Consider the following 392-nt stretch of genomic DNA (forward strand, 5'->3'; position numbering starts at 1 on the left):
TGGAAAACTAGAAATGACAACACCTTGCGATACTATGCCTATGGTTATGATGACTTGAACAGATTAACCTCAGCAGTGAGTGATGATACTGATAAATATGGTTTGTCGACAGTTACTTATGACAAAATGGGTAATATTTTGAGCCTAGTAAGAAATGGAGCGACTGATGCCAATGCCACAAGTTTTGGTGTGATGGATAATCTAAGTTATACATATAATGGTAACCAACTACTAAGTGTTACTGATAGCACTACGAGTGCTGAAGGATTTGATGATGTTAATAAAGATGGCGATGATTATGAATATGACCTTAATGGTAATATGATTATAGATAAGAATAAAAGAATTACAAGTTTTGCTCCTATCACCTATAATCATCTTAATTTACCCAA

At 33.9% G+C, this 392-nt stretch carries 1 pseudogene; it reads left to right on the top strand.

The features are described from left to right. Positions 1 to 392, top strand: a pseudogene (locus tag DZ60_RS25395) (type IV secretion protein Rhs); the annotation flags it as partial.

The sequence above is a fragment of the Aquimarina pacifica genome, assembly GCF_000520955.1.
GTDB lineage: Bacteria > Bacteroidota > Bacteroidia > Flavobacteriales > Flavobacteriaceae > Aquimarina > Aquimarina pacifica.